20 protein-coding genes are annotated in these 24,910 nt (G+C 62.9%); 16 read left to right on the forward strand and 4 right to left on the reverse strand.

The genetic code is table 11. The annotated features are described in order from the left end of the window. The 4 genes from SOP95_RS03115 to SOP95_RS03130 all read left to right on the forward strand — a co-directional run bounded on the left by SOP95_RS03115 (nucleotide 1) and on the right by SOP95_RS03130 (nucleotide 4,994). Nucleotides 1-1,059 (forward strand): alpha-ketoacid dehydrogenase subunit beta, encoded by a 1,059-nt coding sequence (locus tag SOP95_RS03115; RefSeq protein WP_274076305.1) that lies wholly within the window; start codon nucleotides 1-3, stop codon nucleotides 1,057-1,059. Then, nucleotides 1,060-2,331: a dihydrolipoamide acetyltransferase family protein gene (locus tag SOP95_RS03120; RefSeq protein ID WP_323606027.1), complete on the forward strand. Its 1,272-nt coding sequence runs from the start codon at nucleotides 1,060-1,062 to the stop codon at nucleotides 2,329-2,331. Between the two features lie 18 nt (nucleotides 2,332-2,349). After that, the gene (gene lpdA, locus SOP95_RS03125; protein ID WP_323606028.1) at nucleotides 2,350-3,732 is read left to right on the forward strand and encodes a dihydrolipoyl dehydrogenase; all 1,383 of its coding nucleotides are present in this window, start codon (nucleotides 2,350-2,352) and stop codon (nucleotides 3,730-3,732) included. A 242-nt stretch (nucleotides 3,733-3,974) separates the two neighbouring features. Beyond that, on the forward strand, nucleotides 3,975-4,994 hold the full coding sequence (locus tag SOP95_RS03130) for a branched-chain amino acid aminotransferase (protein WP_274076302.1): 1,020 nt from the start codon (nucleotides 3,975-3,977) through the stop codon (nucleotides 4,992-4,994). A 62-nt stretch (nucleotides 4,995-5,056) separates the two neighbouring features. On the opposite strand, the gene SOP95_RS03135 is transcribed toward SOP95_RS03130, so the two are convergent. Next, nucleotides 5,057-5,398, reverse strand: a complete 342-nt coding sequence (locus SOP95_RS03135; RefSeq protein WP_274076301.1) for an FKBP-type peptidyl-prolyl cis-trans isomerase — start codon at nucleotides 5,396-5,398, stop codon at nucleotides 5,057-5,059. Between the two features lie 145 nt (nucleotides 5,399-5,543). Here SOP95_RS03135 and SOP95_RS03140 point away from each other — a divergent pair, with 145 nt between their 5' ends. The 4 genes from SOP95_RS03140 (at nucleotide 5,544) to SOP95_RS03155 (ending at nucleotide 9,981) form a co-directional block, all read left to right on the forward strand. Next, entirely contained in the window at nucleotides 5,544-6,599 is a 1,056-nt protein-coding gene (locus tag SOP95_RS03140; protein WP_323606030.1) for a M4 family metallopeptidase, read from the forward strand. Next, the gene (locus SOP95_RS03145; protein ID WP_323606033.1) at nucleotides 6,596-6,919 is read left to right on the forward strand and encodes a protealysin inhibitor emfourin; all 324 of its coding nucleotides are present in this window, start codon (nucleotides 6,596-6,598) and stop codon (nucleotides 6,917-6,919) included. The genes SOP95_RS03140 and SOP95_RS03145 overlap by 4 nt, the downstream gene beginning before the upstream one ends. Before the next feature lie 104 nt (nucleotides 6,920-7,023). Beyond that, entirely contained in the window at nucleotides 7,024-8,832 is a 1,809-nt protein-coding gene (locus SOP95_RS03150) for a monovalent cation:proton antiporter-2 (CPA2) family protein (protein WP_323606035.1), read from the forward strand. Nucleotides 8,833-8,880: 48 nt separating this feature from the next. Beyond that, nucleotides 8,881-9,981 carry a DNA alkylation repair protein gene (locus SOP95_RS03155; RefSeq protein ID WP_323606036.1) on the forward strand — a complete coding sequence of 367 codons (1,101 nt, stop codon included), beginning with the start codon at nucleotides 8,881-8,883 and terminating at the stop codon, nucleotides 9,979-9,981. A gap of 180 nt (nucleotides 9,982-10,161) precedes the next feature. Here SOP95_RS03155 and SOP95_RS03160 read toward each other — a convergent pair whose 3' ends face one another. After that, nucleotides 10,162-11,067, reverse strand: coding sequence for a LysR family transcriptional regulator (locus SOP95_RS03160; protein WP_274076296.1), 906 nt, complete (start codon nucleotides 11,065-11,067; stop codon nucleotides 10,162-10,164). A 120-nt stretch (nucleotides 11,068-11,187) separates the two neighbouring features. Between SOP95_RS03160 and SOP95_RS03165 the strand changes: the two genes are divergently transcribed. Together SOP95_RS03165 and SOP95_RS03170 are read left to right on the forward strand one after the other, a co-directional pair. Then, on the forward strand, nucleotides 11,188-12,834 hold the full coding sequence (locus SOP95_RS03165) for a GMC family oxidoreductase (RefSeq protein WP_323606037.1): 1,647 nt from the start codon (nucleotides 11,188-11,190) through the stop codon (nucleotides 12,832-12,834). 204 nt (nucleotides 12,835-13,038) lie between these two features. Further along, nucleotides 13,039-14,661 carry an MFS transporter gene (locus SOP95_RS03170; protein WP_274076294.1) on the forward strand — a complete coding sequence of 541 codons (1,623 nt, stop codon included), beginning with the start codon at nucleotides 13,039-13,041 and terminating at the stop codon, nucleotides 14,659-14,661. A 167-nt stretch (nucleotides 14,662-14,828) separates the two neighbouring features. Here SOP95_RS03170 and SOP95_RS03175 read toward each other — a convergent pair whose 3' ends face one another. After that, nucleotides 14,829-15,197, reverse strand: a complete 369-nt coding sequence (locus tag SOP95_RS03175) for a DUF427 domain-containing protein (RefSeq protein WP_272606185.1) — start codon at nucleotides 15,195-15,197, stop codon at nucleotides 14,829-14,831. 243 nt (nucleotides 15,198-15,440) lie between these two features. On the opposite strand from SOP95_RS03175, the gene SOP95_RS03180 reads away from it, so the two are divergent. Next, nucleotides 15,441-17,384: a DNA topoisomerase III gene (locus SOP95_RS03180; RefSeq protein ID WP_323606041.1), complete on the forward strand. Its 1,944-nt coding sequence runs from the start codon at nucleotides 15,441-15,443 to the stop codon at nucleotides 17,382-17,384. Between the two features lie 94 nt (nucleotides 17,385-17,478). Here the strand turns inward: SOP95_RS03180 and SOP95_RS03185 are convergent, their stop codons facing one another. Continuing rightward, nucleotides 17,479-18,354 carry a LysR substrate-binding domain-containing protein gene (locus SOP95_RS03185; RefSeq protein WP_323606043.1) on the reverse strand — a complete coding sequence of 292 codons (876 nt, stop codon included), beginning with the start codon at nucleotides 18,352-18,354 and terminating at the stop codon, nucleotides 17,479-17,481. Between the two features lie 109 nt (nucleotides 18,355-18,463). Here SOP95_RS03185 and SOP95_RS03190 point away from each other — a divergent pair, with 109 nt between their 5' ends. The 5 genes from SOP95_RS03190 (at nucleotide 18,464) to SOP95_RS03210 (ending at nucleotide 24,643) form a co-directional block, all read left to right on the forward strand. Then, nucleotides 18,464-19,990: an ABC transporter substrate-binding protein gene (locus SOP95_RS03190; protein WP_323606044.1), complete on the forward strand. Its 1,527-nt coding sequence runs from the start codon at nucleotides 18,464-18,466 to the stop codon at nucleotides 19,988-19,990. Nucleotides 19,991-20,065: 75 nt separating this feature from the next. Beyond that, on the forward strand, nucleotides 20,066-20,737 hold the full coding sequence (locus tag SOP95_RS03195; RefSeq protein WP_323606046.1) for a dimethylsulfonioproprionate lyase family protein: 672 nt from the start codon (nucleotides 20,066-20,068) through the stop codon (nucleotides 20,735-20,737). Next, a complete protein-coding gene (locus tag SOP95_RS03200) occupies nucleotides 20,734-21,687 on the forward strand; it encodes an ABC transporter permease (protein WP_274076289.1) in 954 nt (317 codons plus the stop codon). Before SOP95_RS03195 ends, SOP95_RS03200 begins: the two co-directional genes overlap by 4 nt. Next, a complete protein-coding gene (locus tag SOP95_RS03205) occupies nucleotides 21,684-22,577 on the forward strand; it encodes an ABC transporter permease (protein ID WP_274076288.1) in 894 nt (297 codons plus the stop codon). The genes SOP95_RS03200 and SOP95_RS03205 overlap by 4 nt, the downstream gene beginning before the upstream one ends. A 23-nt stretch (nucleotides 22,578-22,600) precedes the next feature. Further along, nucleotides 22,601-24,643: an ABC transporter ATP-binding protein gene (locus tag SOP95_RS03210; RefSeq protein ID WP_323606047.1), complete on the forward strand. Its 2,043-nt coding sequence runs from the start codon at nucleotides 22,601-22,603 to the stop codon at nucleotides 24,641-24,643. The last annotated feature ends 267 nt before the right edge of the window (nucleotides 24,644-24,910 follow it).

Consider the following 24,910-nt stretch of genomic DNA (forward strand, 5'->3'; position numbering starts at 1 on the left):
ATGAACGATCACAACAACAATATCGAGCTGGAAACCGCCATGACCACAACCACCATGACCATGATCCAGGCCCTGCGCTCGGCCATGGATGTGATGCTTGAACGTGACGACAACGTCGTGGTCTTCGGCCAGGACGTCGGCTACTTCGGCGGCGTGTTCCGCTGCACCGAAGGCCTGCAGACCAAATACGGCACCTCCCGCGTGTTCGACGCGCCGATCTCCGAAAGCGGCATCGTCGGCGTGGCCGTGGGCATGGGTGCCTATGGCCTGCGTCCGGTGGCCGAGATCCAGTTCGCCGACTATGTGTACCCGGCGTCCGACCAGATCATTTCCGAAGCCGCGCGCCTGCGTTATCGCTCGGCCGGCGAATTCACCGCACCGATGACCCTGCGCATGCCCTGCGGCGGTGGCATCTACGGTGGCCAGACCCACAGCCAGAGCATCGAGGCGATGTTCACCCAGGTTTGCGGCCTGCGCACCGTCATGCCGTCCAACCCCTACGACGCCAAGGGCTTGCTGATCGCCTCCATCGAAAACGATGACCCGGTGATTTTCCTCGAGCCCAAGCGCCTGTACAACGGCCCGTTCGACGGCCACCACGACCGCCCGGTGACCCCGTGGTCGAAACACCCCGCCGCGCAAGTGCCGGACGGCTACTACACCGTGCCGCTGGACGTCGCCGCCATCACCCGTCCGGGCAAGGACGTGACCATCCTGACCTACGGCACCACCGTGTATGTCTCGCAAGTCGCCGCTGAAGAAACCGGCATCGACGCCGAAGTGATCGACCTGCGCAGCCTGTGGCCGCTGGACCTGGAGACCATCGTCAAGTCGGTGAAGAAAACCGGCCGCTGCGTCGTGGTTCACGAAGCCACCCGTACCTGCGGTTTCGGCGCCGAACTGGTGTCGCTGGTGCAGGAGCACTGCTTCCACCACCTGGAAGCGCCAATCGAACGCGTCACCGGCTGGGACACCCCCTACCCGCACGCGCAAGAGTGGGCGTATTTCCCTGGCCCGTCCCGAGTGGGCGCGGCTTTGAAACGGGTCATGGAGGTCTGAATGGGCACGCACGTCATTAAAATGCCGGACATTGGCGAAGGCATTGCAGAAGTTGAATTGTCGGTATGGCACGTCAAGGTCGGCGACATGGTCGTCGAGGATCAGGTGCTGGCCGATGTCATGACCGACAAGGCGATGGTGGATATTCCTTCGCCGGTGCATGGCAAGGTCATCGCCCTGGGCGGCCAGCCCGGTGAAGTGATGGCGGTCGGCAGTGTGCTGATCAGCATTGAAGTCGAAGGCGCGGGCAACGTTAAGGAATCGGCGCAACCGGCTCCGGTTAAAGAAGCGCCAGTTGCTGCGCCGAAAGTCGAAACCGTGGTGGAAACCAAACCGGTCGCTGCCCCAGCGCCGAAAGCTGCCGTCTGCCAGGGCCCGATGGTGGCCCGCGAAGCCGATGAGCGTCCGCTGGCCTCTCCCGCCGTGCGCAAGCATGCGCTGGACCTCGGTATCCAGTTGCGTCTGGTCCGTGGCACTGGCCCTGCCGGTCGGGTGCTGCACGAAGACCTCGATACCTATCTGGCCCAGGGTCAGTCCAATGCGTCGACCGTCAGCAGCGCTTACAGCCAGCGCACTGACGAAGAACAGATCCCGGTGATCGGCATGCGCCGCAAGATCGCCCAGCGCATGCAGGACGCCACCCAGCGTGCCGCACACTTCAGTTATGTCGAGGAAATCGACGTGACTGCCGTGGAAGAACTGCGCGCGCACCTCAACGAAAAACACGGTGCCAGCCGCGGCAAGCTGACCTTGCTGCCGTTCCTGGTCCGCGCCCTGGTCGTCGCCCTGCGGGATTTCCCGCAGATCAACGCCCGCTACGACGACGAAGCCCAGGTCATCACCCGCCTCGGCGCGGTGCATGTCGGCATTGCCACCCAGGCGGATATCGGCTTGATGGTGCCGGTGGTGCGTCACGCCGAAGCCCGCAGCCTGTGGGACAGCGCCCAGGAAATCTCCCGTCTGGCCACGGCTGCCCGTAACGGCAAGGCCAGCCGCGATGAACTGTCCGGCTCGTCCATCACCCTGACCAGCCTCGGCGCGTTGGGCGGCATCGTCAGCACCCCGGTGCTGAACCTGCCGGAAGTGGCGATCGTCGGCGTGAACAAGATCGTCGAACGGCCGATGGTGATCAAAGGCCAGATCGTGATCCGCAAGATGATGAACCTCTCCAGCTCCTTCGATCACCGGGTGGTCGACGGCATGGACGCGGCGCAATTCATCCAGGCCGTGCGTGGCCTGCTCGAACAACCCGCCACCTTGTTTGTGGACTGATTTTTGTTGGAGAGCATCATGCAAACTCTGAACACCACGCTGCTGATCATCGGCGGCGGCCCTGGCGGTTATGTGACGGCGATCCGTGCTGGCCAGTTGGGCATTCCGACCATCCTGGTGGAAGGCCAATCCCTGGGCGGCACCTGCCTGAACATCGGCTGCATTCCGTCCAAGGCGCTGATTCACGTCGCTGAACAGTTCCACCAGACGCAGAACCATAGCCAGCATTCGGCCCTGGGCATCAGCGTTGCGGCGCCGACCCTCGACATCACCAAGAGCGTCGAGTGGAAGGACGGCATCGTCGACCGCCTGACCACCGGCGTCGCAGCCCTGCTGAAAAAGAACAAGGTCCAGGTCATTCAAGGCTGGGCCAAGGTTGTCGACGGCAAAACCGTCGACATCGGCGACACGCGCGTTCAGTGCGAGCACCTGGTGCTCGCCACCGGGTCGAAAAGCGTGAACCTGCCGATGCTGCCGATTGGCGGGCCGATCATCTCCTCCACCGAAGCCTTGGCTCCGACGTCGGTGCCCAAACGCCTGGTCGTGGTGGGTGGCGGCTACATCGGCCTGGAGCTGGGCATTGCCTATCGCAAGCTCGGCGCCGACGTCAGCGTGGTCGAAGCCCAGGAGCGCATCCTGCCGGCCTACGACGCCGAACTGACCCAACCCGTGCACGACGAACTGAAAAAGCTCGGCGTAAAGCTTTACTTGAAGCACAGCGTGCAAGCCTTTGATTCACAAGCCAATACCCTGCAAGTTCTTGACCCGAATGGCGACACCCTGAACCTGGAAACCGATCAGGTGCTGGTGGCCGTCGGTCGCAAACCCAACACCCAGGGCTGGAACCTCGAAGCGCTGAACCTGGACATGAACGGCGCGTCGATCAAGATCGACAGCCGCTGCCAGACCAGCATGCGCAACGTGTATGCCATCGGCGACCTCAGTGGCGAACCGATGCTCGCCCACCGGGCCATGGCCCAGGGCGAGATGGTGGCTGAGCTGATCAGCGGCAAGCACCGCGAATTCAACCCCACCGCCATCGCCGCCGTGTGCTTTACCGACCCGGAACTGGTGGTGGTCGGCCAGACCCCGGACGACGCCAAGGCCGCTGGCCTGGACTGCATCGTCTCGAACTTCCCGTTCGCCGCCAATGGCCGGGCGATGACACTGGAGTCCAAAAGCGGCTTCGTGCGCGTGGTCGCTCGTCGGGATAATCATGTGATTGTCGGCTGGCAGGCAGTGGGTGTCGGCGTCTCCGAATTGTCCACGGCGTTCGCGCAAAGCCTGGAAATGGGCGCGCGGCTGGAAGACATTGGTGGCACCATCCATGCGCATCCGACCTTGGGCGAAGCCGTTCAGGAAGCGGCGTTGCGTGCCTTGGGGCATGCGCTGCACCTGTGATTCGGAAAAATTGATGGCGGCAGGGATGGCCCCATCGCCAGCAGGCTGGCTCCCACATTTGCAATGCGTTCCCCTGTGGGAGCCAGCCTGCTGGCGATTTCTTGAGGCCAACCCGATTTATCTGCCTGTCATCCGATAGTCCGGGCTGCGAAATGGGCCCGGAATGAAGTATTGTTGTCCCCATCCAGAAAACGTCAGAAACATTGAACCGTTTCGGCGGTTGTTAAGTGATAGAGGGTGTCATGGGTAACGAAAGCATCAATTGGGACAAGCTGGGTTTTGACTACATCAAGACCGACAAGCGCTATCTGTCGAACTGGCGTAATGGCGAGTGGGACAAGGGCACCCTGACAGAAGACAATGTGCTGCACATCAGCGAAGGCTCCACGGCCCTTCACTATGGCCAGCAATGCTTCGAAGGCCTGAAGGCCTATCGTTGCAAGGACGGTTCGATCAACCTGTTCCGCCCAGACCAGAACGCCGCACGCATGCAACGCAGCTGCGCGCGCCTGCTGATGCCGCAAGTGTCCACCGAGCAGTTCATCGAAGCGTGCAAGGAAGTGGTCCGCGCCAACGAGCGTTTCATCCCGCCTTACGGCACCGGCGGCGCGCTGTACCTGCGTCCGTTCGTGATCGGCGTGGGTGACAACATCGGCGTGCGTACCGCCCCCGAGTTCATCTTCTCGATCTTCTGCATCCCGGTCGGCGCCTACTTCAAGGGCGGCCTCACCCCGCACAACTTCCTGATCTCCAGCTACGACCGCGCCGCGCCACAAGGCACCGGTGCGGCCAAGGTCGGTGGCAACTACGCCGCCAGCCTGATGCCAGGTTCCCAGGCCAAGAAAGCCCACTTCGCCGACGCCATCTACCTGGATCCGATGACCCACACCAAGATCGAGGAAGTCGGTTCGGCCAACTTCTTCGGGATCACCCACGACAACAAGTTCGTGACCCCGAACTCGCCGTCGGTGCTGCCGGGCATCACCCGCCTGTCGCTGATCGAGCTGGCCAAGTCGCGCCTGGGCCTGGAAGTGATCGAAGGTGACGTGTTCATCGACAAGCTGTCGGACTTCAAGGAAGCCGGCGCTTGCGGTACGGCTGCCGTGATCACGCCGATCGGCGGCATCAGCTACAACGACCACCTGCACGTATTCCACAGCGAAACCGAAGTCGGCCCGATCACCCAGAAGCTCTACAAAGAGCTGACCGGCGTGCAAACCGGCGACGTCGAAGCGCCAGCCGGCTGGATCGTCAAGGTCTGACCTGACGCCCCCTGCCATAAAAAACGCCGCCCTCGAATTCGAAGGCGGCGTTTTTTTATGCCTCATCCATCATCCCGCGTCAGCACTTCCAGCAACTCGATCTCGAATATCAGGTTCGAATTGGGCGTGATCCTGCCCATCGTGCGCTCGCCGTAGGCCAGGTGCGCCGGGACCAGCAGTTTGCGCTTGCCACCGACCTGCATGCCCATCAGGCCCTGGTCCCAGCCCTTGATCACCCGCCCGGTGCCGATCACGCACTGGAACGGCTTGCCTCGACTGTAGGAAGAGTCGAATTCGCTACCGTCTTCCAGCCAGCCACGGTATTGGGTGGTGATCAGCGCGCCTTTGACGGCGGCCTTGCCGTCACCCGGCTCAAGATCAATGATTTGCAGTTCGTCGTTCATGTTCTTAACTCATCTACAGTGCCCTGGACTTGCGGGCGCGGACGCAGGTTTTCGCAGAATCCGCCGCGGATGGCAACCGGCGGAACCGCAAGAGCCCGTTCCGCTCAGAATAAGTATCGATTTCGCGCTCAGAAAGGATGCTCTGATGAACGATCTGCGCAGTTTCATTCCGCCGTACATTCTGCATCGTATCGTCGCGCACGGCTCTGAACGCCAGCGTTCCAGCGCCATGAGCACGCTGGCCCACGTGCGCACCCTGTGGCACCCGCCTGGCCCACCGGTGCGCACTGCTGCTGCCGCGATCCTGCCAGCCCCCGGCAAACCTGGCCAGGCACAGCGCAGCGTGCATGATGCCCAGGGCAAGATGCTCTTGCCCGGCATGCCGGTACGCCTTGAAGGCCAGGCAGCGAGCGGCGATCCGGCGGTCGATGAAGCTTACGACGCCTTGGGAGCCAGCTACGATTTCTTCTGGAAGGTGCTGGGTCGCGACTCCATCGACGGCAAGGGTTTTGCCCTGATCGGCAGCGTACATTATGGCCAGGACTACGAAAACGCCTTCTGGAACGGCTCGCAAATGGTCTTCGGCGACGGCGATGGCGAGATATTCGAACGCTTCACCCGCTCCCTCGACGTGGTTGCGCACGAGCTGACCCACGGCGTGGTCGAGAGTGAAGCGGGCCTGGTGTATGCCGACCAGTCCGGGGCATTGAACGAATCGCTGTCGGACGTGTTTGGCGTCCTGACCAAGCAATATCTACTGCAGCAGACCGCCGAGCAGGCGGACTGGCTGATCGGCGCGGATTTGCTGACACCGCGCATCAAGGGCATCGGTTTGCGCTCGATGGCCCACCCGGGCACCGCCTACGACGACCCGCTGCTGGGCAAGGACCCGCAACCGGATCACATGCGCAAATTCGTCATCACCCAGGAAGACAATGGCGGCGTGCACATCAATTCAGGCATACCCAACCGGGCGTTTTACCTCGCCGCCAAGGGTTTGGGCGGCTTTGCCTGGGAAAAGGCCGGGCTGATCTGGTATGACGCCCTGTGTGACAAGCGCTTGGGCCGCGAGACGTCGTTCAGCGCCTTTGCAGAACTGACCGTGGAGCATGCGCGGCGGCGCTTCACGGCCAGGGAAGCCCTGGCGGTGCAGCATGGCTGGTCGCAGGTGGGTGTCGATTCGACACAGGAGGAACCATGAAAACCCTGCCAACACTGGACGACCGGGCGGTTGTGCGCCTCTCTCGCCAGGGCGGCTTTGCCGCGATCCAGGCCACGACTCGGCCCCGGGAGATTGCATTCGCGCGATGCAGTATCGATCAACGCACTCGTATCTGTAGCTTGCTTGAAGGTTGCGTGCCGCTGGCCAGCCCGGTCGCAGGCGGGGGCGACCAGCGTTTCTACCAGATCGAACTGCGCTACCGCGAAGGCGATCAGGATGACCAAATGGTGATGAAGGTCCCGGAAGACCAGGCTCCTGCTGAGCTGGTACGGCTCTGGAACCTGGGCGAATTGTTGTAGCGGCGCGGCATTGCCCGCGCAAAACTTCCCTCCTGCGATAGCGTTGACCCAAGACCAGCCTTTATCCTTGTCGACCGCCGTACCGAGTTGATGGAGTTTTTCTCATGCCCCATGAAGGCAGTCTGTTGCAAGCCGCAGTCGTATTCCTGCTCGCGGCCGTACTCACCGTTCCCCTGGCCAAGCGCCTGCAACTGGGCGCGGTGCTGGGTTATCTGTTTGCCGGGGTGATCATCGGCCCCTCGGGCCTGGGCCTGATCGGCAATACGGAAAGCGTTGCGCACATCTCGGAACTTGGCGTGGTGTTGCTGCTGTTCATCATCGGTCTTGAGTTGTCGCCACGCCGCTTGTGGGTGATGCGCAAGGCGGTGTTCGGCGTCGGCTTGGCGCAGGTGCTGCTGACCGGAGCGCTGCTGGGCGCGTTGGCCCTGTATGTCTTCGGGCAACCCCTGAACACCTCGATCGTGCTGGGCCTCGGGCTGGCCCTGTCGTCCACCGCCTTCGGCCTGCAGAGCCTGGCCGAACGCAAGGAACTGACCAGCCCCCACGGGCGCCTGGCGTTCGCGATCCTGCTGTTCCAGGACATCGCCGCGATTCCGCTGATTGCCATGGTGCCGCTGCTGGCGGGCAGCGCTGAAAACGTCAGCGCGGCCGACGATGTGAACCAAGGCCTGCGCGTATTGATCAGCATCGCCATCGTGGTGGTCGGCGGACGCTACCTGCTGCGTCCGGTGTTCCGCGTGGTGGCCAAGAGCGGCTTGCCGGAAGTGTCCACCGCGACTGCGTTGCTGGTGGTGATGGGCACCGCCTGGCTGATGGACCTGGCCGGTATTTCCATGGCCCTCGGTGCCTTCCTGGCCGGCCTGCTGCTGGCGGACTCCGAGTATCGCCACGAACTGGAAGCGCAGATCGAACCCTTCAAGGGCCTGCTGCTGGGGCTTTTCTTCATGAGTGTCGGCATGGGCGCCAACCTCAGCCTGCTGCTGAGCGAGCCTATCGTGGTGCTGGGGCTGACCCTGCTGCTGATCGCCGTCAAGCTGCCGTTGCTGTTCATCGTGGGCAAGCTGGCTGGCGGTTTGAACCGGATCAGCGCCATTCGCCTGGGCATCGTGCTGGCCGCCGGTGGTGAGTTTGCCTTCGTGGTGTTCAAGATCGGCCGTGACCATGGCTTGTTCGATCCGCGCCTGTACGACTTGCTGGTGCTGGCGATCACCCTGTCGATGGCGATGACGCCACTGTTGCTGCTACTGTGCGCCCGCCTGGCCAGCCCAAAGGTACAACCGGTGGTGGTGCCGGAGCAATTTCGCGAAATCGATGCCGATGAACCCCGGGTGGTGATCGCCGGCATGGGCCGCATGGGGCAGATCGTTGCGCGTATCCTGCGGGCCCAGAACATCAAGTTCGTGGCGCTCGACACCTCGGTGGAAACCATCGAACTGTCGCGCAGCTTCGGCGGCGTGCCGGTGTACTACGGCGACCCGATGCGCCCTGAAATCCTCAACGCGGCCAAGGTCGGCGATGCCGAATTCTTCATCATCGCCACCGACGACCCGGACACCAACATCAAGACCGCTGAGCTCGTGCACAAGCTCTATCCGCACATCAAGATCATTGCCCGCGCGCGCAACCGCCAGCATGTGCATCGCCTGGTGGACCTGGGCGCTCACGCGGTGCGCGAAACCTTCTACTCCAGTCTGGAAATGAGTCGGCAGACCTTGATCGGCCTGGGGCTGACCCCCGAGCAGGCCGATGCACGGATCAAACGGTTCAAGCATCACGACGAGCAGGTGCTCGAAGCCCAGCATGCGATCTACGACGACGCGGTGAAGGTCAAGCAGACGGCGCAGGAAGCGCGGGCGGAACTGGCACGGCTGTTCGAGTCGGACCAGCTCGAAGAGCAAGCGAAGAACGGTTGAGATGAACCTGGCCTCTACGCGATAAACCACAATCACAGGGATCACACCATGGCTGGCGATACCGCCTCCCCCGCGCTCAAGGAAATCTTCAACGCCGAACGCCTGCGGCACATCGCCGCCGAGATGACGGCGGTGTATCCCGGCTTCGATGCCAAAGAATTCCTCAAACTGGCCAACGACGGCCTGGCCGAGCTGTCAGTGATGCAGCGCATGGCCCGCGTCAGCGAAAGCCTGCACGCGGTACTGCCAGCCGGTTATGAAGCGTCGCTGGGGCTCTTGCGCGCCCTCGCCCCGCGCCTCAACAGCGGCTTTGTCAGCATGTGCCTGCCGCAGTACGTGGCGACCTATGGCGCGGACCGCTTCGAACTGTCGATGGAGGCGCTCAAGTACTTCACCGCGTTCGGCTCCTCGGAATTCGCCATCCGCCATTTCCTGCGCGCCGATCTGCAGCGCTCGCTGCAGCTGATGCATGACTGGTCGCTGGACGCCAACGAACATGTCCGGCGCCTCGCCAGCGAAGGTAGCCGGCCACGCCTGCCGTGGTCGTTTCGCCTGGAGCAGATCCAGGCCGACCCGCGCCTGGCCGCCGGCATCCTCGATAATCTAAAGGCCGACCCCAGCCTTTACGTGCGCAAATCGGTGGCCAACCACCTCAACGACATCACCAAGGACCATCCCGAGTGGGTGCTGGAGCTGATCGAGGGCTGGTCGCTGGACAACCCGCACACCGCGTGGATCGCCAGGCATGCCCTGCGCAGCCTGATCAAACAGGGCAACCTGCGTGCGCTGGCAATCATAGGTGCCGGCGGCAAGCCTGAAGTGCAGATCATCGACGTGCAGGTCAATCCGCCGGTAATTGGCCTCGGAGAAAAGATCACCCTGTCCTTTGCGGTCAAGTCCACGGTCCACACCAGCCAGCGTCTGGTGATCGACTACGCCATCGATTACGTCAAGGCCAACGGCAGCACCTCGGCCAAGGTCTTCAAGCTCAAGGCCCTGACGCTGCCGGGCAACGCCACACACGCCATCGCCCGAGGCCAGCACATCAAGGAACTCACCACCCGCCGGCATTACGCGGGCAAGCACGCAGTGCATGTGCTGGTGAATGGGGAGCGGCTGGCCAGTACGGCGTTTGAAATACTGGGCTGAGATGCGCTACTGAACCCTGCGCTGCTCTTTCGGACGCCCCCTCAAAGCTACACCCGATCTACTGTGGGAGCTGGCCTGCCGGCGATGGCGCCCGAAAGATCAACGCAATGTTCAAGACCGCCATCGCCGGCAGGCCAGCTCCCACAATGGATCGAGTCCAGCCCGCAAGTGACAGGATCTTCACCCGCCGTGAGGGGGATTGGGCCCCAGCAACAATTCCTGCTCCCGCTCGCACAACTCCACCACGTAATCCCACATCACCCGCAGCCGCACCGACTTGTGCAGCTCGCGGCGTGTGCTGATCCAGTAGCTGCGCAGGATGCTCTCCTGGGGGAACAACGGCACCAGCGCGGAATCGGCGCTGGCCATGTAGCACGGCAGCACGGCGATGCCCAGTCCCGCGCGCGCAGCCTGTTGCTGGGCGATGACGCTGGTGCTGTGGAAGACCACCCGGGGGTTGCGGCAGAAACTGTTGAGGAACATCAGCTCCTGGCTGAACAGCAAGTCGTCGACGTAGCCGATCCAGGCATGCCGCCCCAGGTCTTCGCGATTGCGCAGCGGCGGCGAACGATCGAGGTATTCCTGGCTGGCGTAGAGCGCCAGGCGATAGTCGGCCAGTTTGCGCGTGACCAGCATGTCGGCGGCCGGGCGCTCCAGGTGGATGCTGATTTCCGCCTCGCGGTTGAGGATGCTGACGAAACGCGGCACCGCCACCAGCTCCACTTCCAGCCCCGGGTAACGCTCGAACAGGCCGTTCATGCGGCTGGCGAGGAACATGATGCCCAGCCCTTCCGTCACCCCCACGCGGATCTTGCCCAGCGGCGCCGTGGACTGGGTAATTTCTTCCTGCGCCAGCAGCGCGACGTTCTCCATGGCCTCGGCGTGCTTGAGCAAGGCTTCGCCGGCCGGGGTCAGCTCGTAACCCTGGGCATGCTGCACGAACAGTGCCGTGCCAAGGCTCTTTTCAATGGCCTCGATGTGCCGCGCCACGGTGGCATGGGTGGTGTTCAAGCGCCGCGCGGCGGTGAGCAAACGCCCGCTACGCTGGAGCTCGAGAAAGAAGCGCAGGTCATTCCAGTCGAACATCGTCCATCCTTAGGTCAGCGTTGTTTAAAAACGCACAGCAGCTGGGTAAAAACTAACATTCTTTAAACGAAAGCTAACAACTAGGATGAACTCCAACAAGAACAACAAGCGAGGTCAGGGATGCACGCTTCCCTTGATGAATTCGACTACATCGTGGTAGGGGCCGGTCCCGCCGGTTGTCTACTGGCCAATCGCCTGTCGGCCAACCCGCAACACCGCGTCTTGCTGCTCGAAGCCGGCGGTCGCGACAACTATGCGTGGATCCACATCCCGGTGGGCTACCTGTTCTGCATCGGCAACCCACGCACCGACTGGTGCTTCAAGACCGAGGCGCAACCCGGCCTGCAAGGCCGCACCCTGAGTTACCCACGTGGCAAGGTCCTCGGTGGCTGCTCGTCGATCAACGGCATGATCTACATGCGCGGCCAGGCCGGCGACTACGATGGCTGGGCGGCCGAGGGCAACCCCGGCTGGCGCTGGCAAGACGTGCTGCCGTTGTTCAAGAAAAGCGAAAACCATTTTGCTGGCGAATCAGATTTTCACGGCGCCAGCGGCGACTGGCGGGTGGAACGCCAGCGCCTGTCCTGGCCGATCCTCGATGCCTTCCAGAGCGCCGCCGAGCAGAGCGGCATTGCCCGAATCGACGACTTCAACCAGGGCGACAACGAAGGCTGTGGCTACTTCCAGGTCAACCAGAAAGCCGGCATCCGCTGGAATGCCGCCAAGGCGTTCCTCAAGCCGATTCGCCAGCGCCCCAACCTGACGGTGCTGACCGGCGTCGAGGTCGACCGCGTGCTGCTGGAAAACGCTCGCGCCTCGGCGGTCAGCGCCCGTTGGCAAGGTCAGGCGAAAACCTTCAAGGCGCGCAAGGAAATCATCCTGTGCGCAGGTTCCGTCGGCTCACCGAGCATCCTGCAACGTTCCGGCATCGGTCCGCGCCCGCTGTTGCAGCGCCTGGGCATCGGCGTCGCGCATGAACTGCCCGGCGTTGGCGGCAACCTGCAGGATCACCTGCAACTGCGCCTGATCTACAAACTGGAAAACGCCCGCACCCTGAACCAGATCGCGGGCAGCCTGTGGGGCAAGATGGGCATGGGCCTGCGCTACCTGTATGACCGCAGCGGCCCGTTGTCCATGGCGCCGAGTCAACTGGGGGCCTTCGCCCGTTCCGGGCCGGAGCAGACTTCGGCCAATCTGGAGTACCACGTGCAACCGCTGTCGCTGGAGCGTTTCGGTGAACCGCTGCATGCCTTCCCGGCGTTTACCGCCTCGGTCTGCGACCTGCGCCCGCAAAGCCGGGGCCGGGTGGAGATCCAGTCAGCCAACCCGCAGCAGGCGCCCCTGATCCAGCCCAATTATCTCAGCCATCCCGAGGACTTGCGCGTCGCCGCCGACGCCATTCGCCTGACCCGGCGCATCGTCGCCGCGCCGGCCCTGAAGGCGTTCAAGCCGGTCGAGTACCTGCCCGGCGACAGCCTGCAAACCGAAGAACAGCTGCATGAAGCCGCCGCGCGGATCGGCACCACCATCTTCCATCCCGTCGGCACCTGCCGCATGGGCAATGACGCGGACGCGGTGGTCGATGCCGAACTGCGCGTGCACGGCATCCCCGGCCTGCGCATCGCCGACGCCTCGATCATGCCGCGCATCACTTCGGGCAACACCTGTTCGCCTACGCTGATGATCGCGGAGAAAGCCGCACAACTGATCCTTAACCCCGCCACAAGGAGCATCACCGAGACAGAGGAACTGGTCACAAACGCCTGAACGCACTCACACGGACATGTAGGAGCCGGCTTGCTGGCGATTACGGTGGATCAGTCAACGTCAATGTCGCCTGATTCGCCGCCATCGCCGGCAGGCCGGCTCCCACAGGGAACGCGTACACCCGCATCGACAGTAGCGGCACCCGCCCACAAGGCCGGCGCCGACAGTGGAACAACAAAAACAATCACTGTGAGGGATACCGATATGTCAGAACACGTTCAACCCCTGGAAGCCGTGCGCAGCGCGGGCACCAGCCAGGAAACCCAGAAAGTCATCTTCGCCTCGTCGCTCGGGACGGTCTTCGAGTGGTATGACTTCTTCCTCTACGGCGCCCTCGCGGCGGTGATCAGCAAGCAGTTCTTCGCCGGGGTCAACGACACCACGGCGTTCATCTTCGCCCTGATGGCGTTTGCCGCCGGTTTCATCGTCAGGCCGTTCGGTGCCCTGGTGTTCGGCCGGTTGGGGGACATGATCGGGCGCAAGTACACCTTCCTCGCCACCATCGTGCTCATGGGCCTGGCCACCTTCTGCGTCGGCTTGCTGCCCACCTACGCGAGCATCGGCATCGCCGCGCCGATCATCCTCGTGGTGCTGCGCATGCTCCAGGGCCTGGCACTGGGGGGTGAGTACGGCGGCGCCGCGACCTACGTGGCAGAGCACGCGCCAATGGGCAAACGCGGATTCCACACCAGCTGGATCCAGTCCACCGCCACCCTGGGCCTGTTGCTGTCGCTGCTGGTGGTGCTCGGCTGCCGCTACTTCACGGGCGATCAGTTCGAAGTCTGGGGCTGGCGCATTCCGTTCCTGTTCTCGATCATCCTGCTGGGCATCTCGACCTGGATTCGCCTGAGCCTGCACGAGTCGCCTGCGTTCGTGAAAATGAAAGAGGAAGGCAAGCTCTGCAAGTCGCCGATCCGCGATTCCTTCGGTAAGTGGGAAAACCTCAAGGTGGTCCTGATCGCCCTGTTCAGCATCAACGCCGGGCAAGCGGTGACCTTCTACGCGGCGCAGTTCTATGTCCTGTTCTTCCTCACCCAATTCCTGAAAATGGACCCCGCCGTGGCCAACGGGCTGCTGATCGTCAGTGTGACCATCGGCGCGCCCTTCTTCATTTTCTTCGGCTGGCTGTCGGACAAGGTCGGGCGCAAACCGGTGCTGATGCTCGGCCTGCTGCTCGCCACGGCGTTGTACTTCCCGATCTTCAAGACCCTGGCCCACTACGCCAACCCGGCTATCGACCAGGCCAGCCGCCAGGCCCCGATCACCGTGCTGGCAGACCCGGCCACCTGCACCTTCCAGTTCGACCCGGTGGGCAAGGCGAAATTCGACAGCCCCTGCGACAAGGTCAAGACCTTCCTGGTCAAGCAGGGCCTGCCGTATCAAAGCGAAGCGGCCCCGGCCGGCAGTGGCGTGCAGGTCAGTGTCGGTGACGTGAAGATCGACGGTTTCGACGAAGCGGCCCTGCGTGGCGCGGTGACCCTGGCCGGTTACCCGCAACAGGCCGACATGCAGCAGATCAACAAGCCGATGATCGTGGCGCTGATCGTCGCCCTGATCATCATCTCCGCCATGTGCTACGGCCCGCTGGCGGCGCTGATGGTCGAACTGTTCCCGACCCGCATCCGCTACACCTCGATGTCCCTTCCCTACCACATCGGCAACGGCTGGTTCGGCGGGTTCCTGCCGACGGTGTCGTTTGCCCTGGTGGTCTATACCGGCGATATCTTCTACGGGCTGTGGTATCCGGTGGTGATCACCGGGGTGAGCCTGGTGGTGGGGCTGCTGTGCCTGCGTGAGACGCGTAACGTCGACCTGGATAAGAACTGACGTAAACCCTCAATGAGCCTTCGCCTGCAGGAACCAACTGCCGGCGAAGGCGGACCTATAGCCGCTACGGCCGCACCCGATCCCACTGTAGGAGCTGGCTTGCCAGCGATGGGGCCCGAAAGACCAGCGAAAGGTTCAAGACCGCCTTCCCCGGCTTGCCCGCGAACTCACTCATCAATATCAATCAACTCAAACGTCACCTGATCCGGATAGAACGCCACATACTCCTGGATCTGCCTGACCGACACCTTGGGGTTCTCATAGCTCCACACCGCATTGGCGCCCTCATGTCCCGGCACCTGCAAACTGAAATAACTGGCATCGCCCTTGTACGGGCAATAGCTGGTGTGGTCGGTACGGGCGTAATACTTTTCGTCGATGTCCTCACGCGGCACGTAGTACACCGGAGGGTAATTGGCTTCCAGCAGCACCAGCGCACGAGCGGACGCTGCCACTTGAAAGCCGTGGAATTTCACCAACAGGCAGCCGGGCTGCTCGGCGATGGTGATGACAGGGCTGGGACCGGAGCTTTTCATGGAATGCGCACCTCTCACGGTGATGGACCTGTAACAGCAGGGCTGCACAACGCCCCGGAAATCTCGGTTTATCAGGTATAACCCAAGTTGCGGACCTGCGACGACTGCGCAGCCGAACGGATTCATCCGGTTGGGTAACCACGTGCAACGCTTTTGCTGTACATCCATACAGATAAAGATTGCTCTCGCGCCCGACTCCCGCCATCCTGTGCTCCTCCCGGACACTGATCGACGATGGTGGTTATGCGGCTGTACCTCTGTGAAAAACCTTCCCAGGCCAAAGACATTGCGGCCGTGCTCGGCGCGCGGCGGCGCGGTGACGGCTGCTGGCTGGGAACGGACGTCACGGTAACCTGGTGCATCGGCCACCTGCTGGAAACTGCGCCCCCGGATGCCTATGACGCGCGCTACAAGCGCTGGGTGCTGGCCGACCTGCCGATCATTCCCGACAAATGGAAAATGACCGTCAAGCCGCGCACCGCCAGCCAGTACAAGGCGGTCAAGCGCCTGCTCGGCGAAGCGTCCGAGCTGGTGATTGCCACGGACGCCGACCGTGAGGGCGAAATGATCGCCCGGGAACTGGTGGAGCATTGCCGCTATCGCGGGCCGATCCAGCGGTTGTGGCTCTCCGCGCTGGACGATGCCTCGATCCGCAAGGCCCTCGCCGCACTCAGGCCCGGTGCGCAGACCTTCAGCCTTTATCATTCGGCACTGGGACGCTCCCGGGCCGACTGGCTGATCGGCATGAACATGAGCCGGCTGTTCACCTTGCTGGGACGCCAATCCGGTTATCAGGGCGTGCTGCCGGTCGGCCGGGTGCAGACGCCTACCTTGCGCCTGGTGGTGGATCGCGACCGCAGCATTGCCGACTTCGTGCCCGTGCCCTACTGGGCTGTCGAGGTGCAGTTGCTGCACGACGGCAGCACCTTCACCGCCCAATGGCGGGCCGCCTCCGACGTGTGCGACGACCAGGACCGCTGCCTCAACCAGGCCCTGGCGCAACAGGCGGCAGAGGCCATGCGCGCCGCCGCCAGCGCCAGGGTGGTCAAGCTGCGCACCGAGCGGATGCGCGAAGTGGCGCCGCTGCCCTTCGATCTCGGCACCTTGCAGGAAGTCTGCTCGAAAAAGCTCGGCCTCGGAGCCCAGGAAACCCTCGACATCGCCCAGGCGCTCTACGAAACCCACAAGGTCATCACCTACCCGCGCAGCGACTGCGGCTACCTGCCCCTAAGCCAGCACAGCGAAGCACCGGGCATCCTCGCAGCGCTGCGCCAGGCCGATCCGGCACTGAACGCCTTGCTCGACTACCTGGAACCCCAGCGTCGTTCACGGGCCTGGAACGATGCCAAGGTCAGCGCGCACCACGGCATCATCCCCACCGCCGCGGCGAAAAACCTCGATCGCCTGGTGGGCAAGCAGCGCGCGGTCTACACCTTGATCCGCGCCCGTTACCTGGCGCAGTTCCTGCCCAACCACGAGTTCGACCGCACCCAGGCCGACTTCGATTGCGCCGGCGAGGCCTTGCGTGCCGTGGGCAAGCAAATCGTCGAACCGGGCTGGAAACGCGCCCTGCCCGAAGCCCTCGCACCGGCCAAGGGCCGCGAGGCCCCCGCCCCGCAAACCCTGCCCAGCCTGCGGGAAGGACTCGATTGCGCGGTGGCCGACGTGCTACTCAAGGACCTCTGGACGCAACCGCCCAAGCCGTTCACCGAGGGCGACCTGATCAAGGCCATGAAAAACGTCGCCAAACTGGTGGAAGATCCCTTGCTCAAGCAAAAGCTCAAGGACACCACCGGCATCGGCACCGAAGCGACCCGCGCCTCGATCATCCAGGGCCTGCTCGACCGTGGCTACCTGATCAAGAACGGCAAGGCGCTGGCGGCGACCCCGGCCGCGTTCAGCCTGATCGACGCGGTCCCGCGCGCCATCGCCGACCCCGGCACCACGGCCATCTGGGAGCAGGCCCTGGATATGGTGCAGAGCGGCGAAATGAGCCTGGACGAATTCGTCACCAAGCAGGCGGCCTGGATGAGCAAACAAGTCAGCCGCTGCGCCGGCCTGAGCCTGACCATCAGCGGTCCTGCCAGCCCTGCGGGGCGCGGTGCGCCGCCGTGGAAAAACAAGCGCAAGCCGGCCAAGCGCAAACCGGCGGGCACCCCCAAACGCAAGGCAAAAGCGCCCTTGTAGGAGCTGGCTTGCCAGCGAAAGCGGAGCTACAAACGACACAAATGTCGCCTGACAAACCGCCATCGTCGGAACGCCGCCCGCAGGAAGCCGGCTCCTACACCGACTGTATCCACTCAAGGAAACAGCGGATCGGCGGCTCCTGGCCCCGGCGTTGCACATGCGCCAGGTACCAACCTCCGGCCTGCATCACCTGCGTCTGCACCGGTATGACCAGGCTGCCCGTGCGCAGATCGGCCTCCACCAGGAATTCAGGAACCACCACCACGCCCTGTCCGCTGATGGCCGCTTCAATCGCCAGCAAACTGCTGTCGAATCGTGGCGCGTTCTTTTGCACAAGGTCGGGAAGACCGATGCTCTGCGCCCACATCAACGAATCTTCATTGGTGCCCGATATCGCCAGAAACGGAACCTGGCGCAGGTCCTCTGGTGTGGTTATCACCTTGGCAACGTCCTTTGAGCAAACTGCCACCAGCCGCTCCTGCTTCAACAACGTGTACGCAAGGTTCGGTCGATCAGGCGTGCGCGTGTAGATGATCCCTACATCGGCGCGAGCTGGATTGAACTCCCAATCCAGCAGGCTGGCATCCAGGCTGACCGCAATCCCGGGCGAGGCTTCCTTGAATGCCTGGAGCCTCGGGATGAGCCAGCGCACGGCCACGGTGACATAGACCTGCACGGTCAAGGCCGTCTGTGTCTGCTTCTCACGGATGAGGTCGGTGGTGAGCGCGATGCGATCCAGCGCATCCTGGATCACCGGAAAGTACAGTTCGCCCTTTTCATTGAGTTCTACCCGGCCGGGCAATCGGCAAAAGAGCGCCGTCCCAAGGTAACGCTCAAGCGAAGCGATCTGGTGACTGATCGCCGACTGGGTCAGGCTCAGTTCCTCCGCAGCGCCTTTGAAGCTGCGCAATCGCGCAGCGGATTCGAAGACTTTCAGCGTCGACAGGGGGGGTAGCGATCTTTGAATCATGCTTGCTCGCGACGTTATAAAAATTCAAGCGGGGGTTAAATATACTCGTTTGCCCAGCCATCAACGCAATCACATACTCGGCCCATAAAAATAAACCAGGGGCACAGAAATGAAACGTAGTTTGCTTGCATCCTCAGCTTTTGCACTGGCTTTCGGAACATGTTTCCTGTCGTCACCCACGGTCTTGGCCACCGAGCAATGCGTGCGCGTACTGGGGTATGAATCGGACGGCGAGAAACAGACGATGGACCCCGCCGCGTTGATCGGCACCGACAGCGTCTATCACATCCGCGCCGTCTATGAGCCCCTGGTCGACCGTAGCAACACCATGATGCCCATACCGGTCCTGGCGCAATCCTGGGAATCGAACGCCGATGCAACCGAATGGACGTTCCATTTGCGCGAAGGCGTGAAGTTCCACGACGGCTCCGATTTCGATGCCGCGGATGTGGCCTATTCCTATCGTCGCCTGCTGGACCCAGCCATCTCGCCCGGCGGTTTTTCCACCCTCTCCTTCCTCGACCCCGCCGGTATCACCGCGGTCGACAAGAACACCGTGCGCTTCAAGGTCAAGTCCCCGGTGGTCGAACTGCCGATGCTGATCGCGACCAAGTATGCATTGATGGTTCCCGAGGGCGCCAAGGGCACGGACCTGCGCATCCAGGGCAACGGAACCGGGCCATTCGTTCAGCAGACCTTTACCACCAACGGTCCGGTGCGGGTCATGCAGCGCAACCCGCATTACTGGCGCGCCGGCTTGCCCAAGGCGGACTGCCTGGAGATCACCACCAGTCTCGAAGCCACCTCACGGCTGTCGGCGCTCTTGTCAGGCTCCATCGATCTGTCGCTGGTGGTCGATCCGGCGAGCCTGATCACGCTCAAAGGCAACCCGGCGGTCGATCTCGTATCGACGCCTGGGGCAACCTCGCTGTACATCGCGGTCTGGACCGACACGGCGCCCTTCGACAACGTGAAGGTGCGTGAGGCGATGAAGCTGGTCATGGATCGTCAAACCATCCTCAATACCGTGCTGCTGAGCTATGGCGAGGTCGGTGTCGATACACCGATACCACCGAGTTCGCCGCTGGGTCTCAATACACCAGCGCCCGCAGAAGACATCAAACGGGCCAAGGCCTTGCTGGCCGAGGCGGGTCATCCTGACGGCATCGCCTTCGATCTCTATACGTCCGACTCCTACCCCGGCATGTTGTTGCTGGCGCAGGTCTATGCCCAGATGGCCGCGTCGGCCGGCATAAAAGTCAACGTCATTACCTCGCCGGCCGAGGGTTACTGGGACACCATCTGGCTGAAAAAGCCGGCGGTCATTTCCTACACCAGTGCGCGTCCACCGGCAGAAGCCTTGACGCTGTCGCTCAACAGCGCATCGGAATGGAACGAGACTCACTGGAAACGCGCGGATTTCGACGCGCTGGTGGCCAAGGCCGGGCAAACCCCGGATGAACAAGCGCGCAACCAGCTCTATCGCGACGCCCAACGCATGGTTGCACAGGAAGGCGGCATGATCCTTCCGGTGTTTTCATCGGTCGTGGCGGGCCTGCGCAAAGGCTGCAGCGGCTACTCACCGAACGTCGACGTCAACCGCATCGATTACGCGCAGCTGGACTGCGCAAAGTAGCCCCTCGCCCCACTCGTCCCCTTTGAATTCAATCCAATCCCGGAGCCCGCTGGCTCCGGGGAGGAGCCTGTGCGAATGACACACTCTAATCTGTCCCGATTTCTCCAATGCTTTGCCGACGTGCTGGATCGCGAGGGTCAGCCCGTCGCAAAATCCCACGCCAAACGCCTGCGCTATTTGCAATCGCGCCTGTCGGCCCTTCAGGACGTGCCTGCCGCACGGGTGCCTGTGCAAACATCCTGTGAGGCCGAGCTACGGACTTATGCCTCGGGTTGCCCATTGGCCGACGCGCTGTCCAGGCTCATGCCCGCGCTCCACCTGACTCGCAGCGAGACCTACCTGGCCGCCCCGCCCAGCGCGGACTTTGGCAACAACTACGGCTACGGCGTTATCTGCGGGCCCGAGAGCGGACCACCGGCGCTGATCGAGGACAGCGAAATCTCCTTCGGCCTGATGTTCCTCGGCCCTGCAACCCACTATCCGCTGCATAGCCACCCGGCCGACGAAATCTATTACGCCGTCACCGGACCGTCGTTCTGGCGAACCGGTGACGACGCGTGGTCATCACGGCAGGCCGGTGAGATCATTCATCATCCTTCGTGGATCCCCCATGCCACGCTCGCAGCAGACCGGCCTTTGGTGCTCCTGTACGTCTGGCAAGGCGATCTGGACACCGATGCGGCCTTTCTCCCGGACTGGATGGCGTCGGACTCAACCTTGACCACTCAGGGGGCTGGATCGAAATGACCATTGTGCGGCTTGTCATCAGTAGGATCATGCTGTCGGCGCTCACGCTGCTGCTGGTCTCTGTGCTGATTTTCGTGATTCTCGAAGCCCTGCCGGGCGATGTGGCGACCCGTATCCTCGGCCGCGACGCCACCGCCAAGGCGCTGGAAGTGCTGCGTGCGCAACTGCACCTGGGTGATCCCCCGTTCAGTCGTTACCTGCACTGGCTAGGGGATTTGCTCCAGGGCAACCTGGGGGTTTCGATTGCAACCGGGCGACCGATCGCCGACGTGCTGGGCCCACGCATCATCAACACGCTGTTGCTGTCGCTTCTGGCCTTCGCTCTGTACCTGGTACTGGCCATCGTGCCGGCGGTGATTCAAGCCACACGGCGTGGCAGCAAGGTCGACCACATCATATCGGTGGTAACACTGGTACTGCTGTCGCTACCCGACTTTCTGCTGGCGACGATCTTGCTGTTCATCTTCGCCGTGGCCATGCCCATCCTGCCCGCACTGGCCACGGTTTCCGATGCCAGCACCTGGCTGGACAACCTGCGCGCCATGATCCTGCCGGCCGTGACCCTCGCCATCATCATGGCGGTGTATGCCATCCGGGTGTTGCGCGACAGCCTGATCGAAGTCCTGCGCTCCGACTACGTGCGCCTGGCCGAACTGAAAGGCCTGCGCCCCCATGCGGTGCTTTGGCGCCACGCGATGCCCAATGCGATCGTTCCGGCGCTCAACATCACTGCGCTCAACCTCGGCTTCCTGATTGGCGGCGTGGTCATTGTCGAGCGGGTTTTCTCCTACCCGGGCTTCGGCACCCTGCTGATCGATGCCCTGCAACTGCGTGACCTGCCCTTGATCAAGGCCACCGTGATGATCAGCGCGGCCGTCTACATCGCCGCCAATCTGGTGGCCGACATCGGCGCGGTTCTTCTTCAACCTCGCCTGAGGACAACTCGATGAGTCTCACCAACGCGATGTCCGGATCGCCCACGCAAACATTCCGGGCTTGTCTCGCACACTGGCAAGCGATGCCCGGTGCCTTCAAGGTCGGCTCGATCATCCTCGTGGCCCACGTGCTCTTTGCCCTCCTCGGCGTGTTCTGGACACCCTACGGGTTTGCGCAAATGGGCACCGGCATGCCGCTCTCCGGCATGTCGTGGCTACACCCCATGGGCGTCGATCAAATCGGCCGCGATGTCCTCAGCCGGTTCATGCATGGCGCGCACATCGTCCTGCTGCTGGCCCTGGCCGGCACGACGCTGGGCATGCTCGCCGGTACCACGCTGGGGCTGGTGTCCGGCTATCTCGGCGGCCTGTTCGACGAGATCGTGCAGCGTCTGGTCGAAGCCATGATCAGCATTCCGTTCCTCGCCTTGGCGCTGGTGACGATCATTGCTGCCGGCCCTGCCTTGGCCGGTGAACCGGCGTTGATCGTGCTGGTGGTCGGGCTGGTCTACGCACCGCGGATTGCCCGGATTGCACGGGCGGCCTCGATGGAAATCGCCACGCGCGAGTATGTCGCGGCAGCCCAACTGCGGGGTGAGGGAACCTGGTCCATCGTCCTGCGGGAAATTCTCCCCAACACCGCCAACGTGCTGCTGGTCGAGTTCTCCCTGCGGATCAGCTATGCGCCCATCCTGATCGGCGCACTCGGGTTCCTCGGTTTCGGTATCCGCCCGCCCACACCGGAATGGGGCCTGATGATCAGCGAGAACCGTGGCCTGCTGATCGCTTCGCCGGTGACGGTGTTCGGCCCGGGCCTGGGCTTCGCCTCCCTGGTGGTGGGCCTCAATCTCTTTACCGACGGGTTATCGAGAATGCTGGGCCAACGCTCAGTGGTCGGTGCATGAATAACAATAAAGAGGTTGGAACCATGACCAAGCTGATCGAGATTCAAAACCTCGGCATCGCCTACGCCGGCCAAACCGGATGGACCGATGTCGTGGAAGGGGTTTGCTTCGACATTGCCCGGGGCGAGACATTCGGCCTCGTCGGCGAGTCGGGTTGCGGAAAATCCACGGTCGCCTATCGGCTGCTCGGCTATGGTGCCGGCAACAGCCGCGTGCAGACCGGCCAGGTGGTGTTCGAAGACACCGACCTGCTCAAGCTCGACACCCGTGCGCTGGCAACGCTTCGCGGCAACCGCATCGCACTGGTCCCGCAGAATCCGACGACCGCGTTGAGCCCGGGCATGCGCGTAGGTCGGCAAATCCGCGAGATGATTGCGACCCACCGCGCCTTGCCCGACGGCATATCCATGGACAAGCGCATCACCGAGCTGTTTGCCCTGGTCGGGCTGCCCGATGTCAGCCGGCGCTATCCCCATGAGTTGTCCGGCGGTCAGCAGCAACGTGTGACGATCGCCATGGCCGTGGCCTGCAACCCGGATCTACTGGTGCTCGACGAGCCGACCACGGGACTGGACGTCACCACTCAGCGCCAGATCATCCAGCTGCTGTCAGATCTGCGCAGCCGCATCGGCATGGCGATGCTCTACGTCACCCATGACCTCGCGTTGCTCGCGCAAATCGCCGATCGCATTGGCGTCATGTATGCCGGCAAACTGGTCGAGGTCGCGCGTTGCGATCAGTTGCTGGCGCACCCAGCCCACCCCTATTCGCGCGGGCTGATCGCCTCGATCCCCACAGTCCTGCACGGCCATGGCGGTGCGCGCGGCCTGCGCGGCATGTTGCGGCGCGACCAGATGGCCGAGGGCTGCAAGTTCGAACCGCGCTGCGACTTCGCCACCCCCGACTGTCGCACGACCCCGCAGCACCTCATACCGGTGGCCGATGCGCAATCGGTCGCCTGCATGCGTTGGTCCGACGTGGCCGCCGCCCAAGCCCCGACACCTGCGCCGGTGATCGCCCTCGCTACCAAACGCGATGCGCACAAGGTGCTGTCGGTGGACGAACTCTCGCTGTCCTACGCGCAGCCGGGCTGGTTCACCCAGTGGCTGGGCAAGAAAATCGTCCCCATCGCGCGTGACATCGACCTTGAGTTGCACACCGGTGAGATCGTGGCGTTGGTGGGCGAATCCGGCAGCGGCAAATCCACCATCGCCCGCGCCATCAGCGGCCGGCTCGCGCCGGTGTCAGGCAGCATCAGCGTCGACGGCCAGACCCTGGCCCCGACACTCGCCGGCAGGTCCGTCCAGCAGTTGCGGCAGATTCAGTACATCTTCCAGAACCCCGATGCGTCACTCAATCCGCGCCGCAGTATCCGCGCCATCCTTGAGCGGCCACTGCGTCATTTCGGCATCGAATTGAAACCCGACACCCTGGAGACGGTGCTGGAAAGTGTCGGATTGCATGCGGGGTACCTCAGTCGGTTTCCCGAACAGTTGTCCGGCGGCGAACGGCAACGGGTGGCAATTGCACGGGCGTTGCTGGTCAATCCAAAGCTGTTGATCTGCGATGAAATTCTTTCGGCGCTGGATGTATCGGTGCAAACCAGAATCGTCGAACTGCTGCTGGCGCTCAAGCAGCAGCACGGCGTTGCGATGCTGTTCATCTCCCACGACCTGGCGGTCGTGCGGCAATTGGCCGACCAGGTCGCGGTGCTGTATCACGGGGAACTGATGCAGCGGGTCGCCACCGACGCGCTCTTCGATTCGCCCTTGCACCCCTATACCGAAATGCTCCTGCACGCGGCCCCGGGCCTGTGCAAGGATAACTACGTGCCGCCACCGCCAGCCATGCCAGGCTCGCCCTCCATTGCGGGTCAGGGATGCCCCCTGGCGGGTCGCTGCCCCAGGCAGCTCGGAGAGCTATGCGCGCAGGTGCGTCCGCCTTCGCAGAAAACCCGCAGCGGGTTCATTCGTTGCCATATCCCGGTCGCCGAACTGGCACAGCAAACGGGAGGCGCAACGATTTCTGCACCTACTCAGGCATTGTCATTTCGGTTGAGAGGCTGATGGGCAATATGTAGGCGCACGGCTTGCCGGCGATAGCGATCCTGTGGCCGCCATCGCCGGAACGCCGCGCAGCAAGCCGTGTTCCTGCACGCTGTTGAACGAGATTAAACATCGACACTCAGGTTTTTCGATTCTGCGCCGCTTTTGCATTTCTGTGCGACAGATCCCACTTCAGGGGCTGCCCCATCCCACCTTCGCGGTGTAAGTTTGCAGATCTTTCTGACTAAACGATCAGAAGTTTCCTACAACCCACCTGCAAAGGAATGC

It is taken from the genome of Pseudomonas sp. YuFO8 (genome assembly GCF_035065025.1).
Lineage (GTDB): Bacteria > Pseudomonadota > Gammaproteobacteria > Pseudomonadales > Pseudomonadaceae > Aquipseudomonas > Aquipseudomonas putida_AE.